We start from the raw sequence: 4,387 nt of genomic DNA, 5'->3' as shown, positions 1-4,387 counted from the left end.
TTTGCGTCAGGAAAGTCGTCGATCCTGACGCAAACCTCTTGATCACCAGAGGGGTGGGTGGGGGTCAGCCCTTGATGTACGGCTTGCCGTCGGCGGCGGGTGCCCGGACCCGGCCGACCAGGCCGGCGACCGCCAGGATCGTCGCCAGGTAGGGCAGCATGGCCAGGAACTGGCTCGGGATCACACTGTTGATGGCACCGAGATAGGTGGCGAGCTGGTCGGCGAAGCCGAAGAAGAGCGCGGCGAGCAGCGCCCCGGTCGGGTTCCACCGACCGAAGATCAGCGCGGCCAGCGCGATGAAGCCCTTGCCGCCGATCATGTTCTTGGTGAACGAGTAGAGCGCCAGCGTGTACGACGCGCCACCGATACCGGCGACCACACCGGCCAGCAGCACGTTGCGGTAGCGCAACCGGAGCACCTTGACGCCCAGCGTGTCGGCGGCGATCGGGTGCTCGCCCACCGACCGGGTCCGCAGCCCCCACCGGGTACGGAAGAGCCCGATGTGGATCACCAGCACCAGCAGCAGGCCGACGTAGAGGAAGATGTTGCCGCGGAACAGCGCCGGCCCGAGCACCGGGATGTCCTTGAGCAGGGGGATCTCCCAGTTGCTGAAGCGCGGCGCGCTGTTGTACTTCTCCGCGTCGGTCTGCATCAGCCGCTCGTAGAGGAAGCCGGTGACGCCGACCGCGAGCAGGTTCAGCACGATACCCATGACGACCTGGTCCACCAGGTAGCGGATGGCGAAGACGGCCAGCAGCAGCGAGATGAACGCGCCACCGATGGCGGCGGCGACCAGACCCACCCAGACGCTGCCGGAGATGCTGCCGAACAGCGCGCCGCTGAACGCGCCCATCAGCAACTGCCCCTCGATGGCCACGTTGACCACGCCGGACCGTTCGCAGAGCACGCCGGCGAGCGCACCGAAGATCAGCGGCAGGGCCAGGATGAACGTGCCCCGGATGATGTTGACCAGCGGCATGAAGTTCTGCCCGGCGGGCGCGGCGGAGACCTGCCAGCAGAGGAAGGAGAGCACGAAGGCGACCAGCCCGACGCCGAGCACCGGCAGGAACCAGCGCTTCGGCACGCCGGCGAGCAGGGCCGCGCCGGCGGCGATCGCGATGATCCCGAACAGGATCGCGCCGATCGTGCCGTTGATCTCCAGCGCGGCACCGGCCGCGTCGTCGCTCAACGTGAACCGGGCCTCCTGGTCGGTGGCGAGCGCCCCGAACAGCACCGCCGCCAGCAGACCGAGCGCCGTCAGCGTGAGGCCGACCTTGCGGGTACGGGTCCAGAAACCCTCGTCGACGCCGACCGCGACGTCGGGGACAGCCATGGTGGACATGCGTTACCAGCCCTTCGCCAGGCTCGTCTGCAACCGGGCGGCCCGTGCGGCCCGGAGCTGGAAGATCGCCTTTACCAGGGCGGGTGCGGCGATGAAGATGACGATCAGTGCCTGGAGCACGGTCACCAGCTCCAGCGAGATGCCGGAGTACGACTGCATCCGGTTGCCGCCGGCCTGGAGCGCACCGAACAGCAGCGCGGCGAGCAACACCCCCCACGGCTTCACCCGGCCGAGCAGCGCCACCAGGATGCCGTCGAAGCCGATCTGCGCCACCACCAGCGGCGTCAGCGCGCTGGCGGTCGAACCGAGCACCATGTTCGAGCCGCCGAGACCGGCCAGGACCCCGGAGAAGACCATGATCAGGATGTACGTCCGGGTGACGCTGATGCCGGCCGTCCGCGCGGCGTCCGGGTTGGCGCCGACCGCGCGCAGCTCGAAGCCGAGCGTCGACCGGTTGAGCAACCAGGCGACCGCCCAGGTGGCCAGCACGGCGAGCAGGATGCCGGCGTGCACCCGCAGGTTGTCGCCGAGCAGGCGCGGCAGCTGGGCGGAGGTGTCCACCGCCTTGCTGATCGCGTCGGTCCGGGTCGGGTCCTGCACGCCGTTCTGCACGATGAGCCAGGTCAGGAAGTACGTGGCGACGTAGTTGAGCATGATCGTGTTGATCACCTCGTGCGCCCCGGCGCGGGCCTTGAGGATGCCCGGGATGAAGCCCCAGATCGCCCCGCCCAGCGCGCCGGCAAGCACCGCCACCAGCAGGTGCAGGCCGGGCGGCAGCGGCAGCAGGAAGCCGGCCAGCGCGGCCAGGATCACGCCGATGGTGGCCTGACCCTGCGCGCCGATGTTGAACAGGCCGCCACGGAAGGCCAGCGCCACCGCCAGGCCGGTGAAGACCAGCGGCGCGGCGTACGTCAGCGTCTCGGAGATCGGCGCGAGCACGGCCTGCCAGCCGTTGCTGCCGTTCACCCAGCCGGAGAACGCCTCGGGGTCGAAGATCGAGCCCTTGAACAGGTTCGCGTACGCCTCGCTCACCAGCGTCCAACTCGAGTTGAGCGCGTCGGCCGGACGGGCGGTGATGTAGGTGTAGGTGTGCAGCACGTCCGGGTCAGAGACGATCATCAACACCGCGCCGACGACGATCGCCAGCACCAGCGACAACAGGGTCACCGTGAAGGTGTTGGCCGCCCAGAGGTTGTCCAGGAAGAGCCGGCCCAGGGACGGCTTCGGCTCCGGCGTCTTCTCCGTCGTGGTCGTGCCGGCCCGCTCGGTGTTGCCGAGCGCGTTCTGCGCCGCCTGCGACTCGCTCGCCGGCTCCTTGTCCGGAGAGCCCGACTGCGGATTGGGGTTGGTGGTCATGCCTCGTCCTCGCTCGCGGGGCCGTCGGCGCGCGCCGGACCCCCGTCGGCCGTGCCGGCCGCGTCCGGGTGGATGCCGGCCATCAACAGACCGATCTCCTCACGCGGGGTGTCCGGGCCGACGATGCCGATGATCCGTCCGCGGTACATCACCGCGATCCGGTCGGCCAGCCCGACCACCTCGTCAAGCTCGCTGGACACCACCATGACGGCGGTGCCGACGTCCCGCTCGTGGATGATCTGGCTGTGGATGAACTCGATCGACCCGACGTCCACGCCACGGGTGGGTTGGGCGGCGATGAAGAGCTTCAGCGGCCGGGACAGCTCCCGCGCCACGATCACCTTCTGCTGGTTGCCGCCGGACAGGGTGCCCACCGCCGCGTCCGCCGATGAGGTACGGACGTCGAACTGCTCGATCCGCTCCCGCGCCGACGACGCGATGGCGTCCGGCTTGAGGGCGAGCCCGGCACCGAACGGCGGCCGGTCGTAGATGTCCAGCACCAGGTTCTCGGCGACGCTGAACTCCTTGACCAGGCCGTCCACGCTGCGGTCCTCGGGCACGTAGCCGACGCCGGCGCGGAGCACCTTCTTGGTCGTCCAGCCGTCGATCCGGTCGCCGCCCAGGCTGACCGTGCCGGCGAGCACCGGGCGCAGGCCCATGATCGCCTCGATCAGCTCCGTCTGGCCGTTGCCCTGCACGCCCGCCACACCGAGCACCTCGCCCGCGCGGACGGTCAGGTCCACGCCGTCGACCGCCCGGACCTGCCGGTCGTCGTCGACGACCAGCCCGGCCACCTCCAGCACCGGCTCGCCCGGTGCGGCCGGCGACTTGTCGACGGTCAGCCGCACGCTGCGGCCGACCATCAGTGCGGCCAGCTCGTCCCGGCTCGTCTCCGGCGAGGCCGTGCCGACGGTCTTTCCGCGCCGGATCACCGTGATCCGGTCGGCGATGGCCTTGACCTCGCCCAGCTTGTGGGTGATGAAGACGATCGACTTGCCGGCCGCCTTCAGCGACCGCATGACCGTCAGCAGGTCCTCGGTCTCCTGCGGGGTGAGCACCGCGGTCGGCTCGTCCAGGATGAGCAGGTCGACGTCGCGGGTGAGCGCCTTGACGATCTCCACACGCTGCTGGATGCCGACCGGCAGATCCTCGATCACCGCATTCGGGTCGACCCGCAGGTTGTAGCGCTCGGACACCTCGGTGACCTCGCGCCGGGCCCGCCGCCGGTCCAGGAAACCGGCGATGCCGCCCCGGACCTGCTCGGCGCCGAGCATGATGTTCTCGGCCACGGTGAAGACCGGCACCAGCATGAAGTGCTGGTGCACCATGCCGATCCCGGCCGCGATGGCATCGGACGGGCCCTTCAGCTTCAGCGGCGTGCCGTCGACCAGGATCTCGCCCTCGTCGGGCTGGTAGAGCCCGTAGAGCACGTTCATCAGGGTCGACTTGCCCGCGCCGTTCTCGCCGAGCAGGGCGTGAATCTCTCCAGGCTCCACCGTCAGGTCGATGTGATCGTTGGCGACCAGATCACCGAACCGCTTGGTGATGCCGCGCAGTTCGAGTCTCAGCGCAACCTCCTGGAGTGCGAGCGATGGTGCAGCGTAGCTGCCGGTCGACCGGGCCGGACCAGGCCGGTCACCGTGGCGCGCGATCCGGCCGCTCCGGCCCCACGGGTGGTCACCCGTGGGG

General features: G+C 69.8%; 3 protein-coding genes. All 3 read right to left on the bottom strand.

Features of this window, described 5'->3' with window-relative positions:
• Positions 1 to 64: 64 nt before the first annotated feature.
• Positions 65 to 1,342, bottom strand: coding sequence for an ABC transporter permease (locus AB0J68_RS28055; protein WP_363941383.1), 1,278 nt, complete (start codon positions 1,340 to 1,342; stop codon positions 65 to 67).
• Between the two features lie 3 nt (positions 1,343 to 1,345).
• Complete coding sequence (locus AB0J68_RS28050) at positions 1,346 to 2,698, bottom strand: ABC transporter permease (RefSeq protein ID WP_363941380.1); 1,353 nt, start codon at positions 2,696 to 2,698, stop codon at positions 1,346 to 1,348.
• Positions 2,695 to 4,387 (bottom strand): ABC transporter ATP-binding protein (locus AB0J68_RS28045; RefSeq protein ID WP_363941377.1); only part of this gene is annotated, 1,693 nt, incomplete at its 5' end. The genes AB0J68_RS28050 and AB0J68_RS28045, both read right to left, overlap by 4 nt.

The organism is Micromonospora sp. NPDC049580 (assembly GCF_040675595.1).
Lineage (GTDB): Bacteria > Actinomycetota > Actinomycetes > Mycobacteriales > Micromonosporaceae > Micromonospora.
The sequence above is the reverse complement of the archived record's forward strand: the minus strand, read 5'-3'. Positions and strand labels throughout refer to the sequence as shown.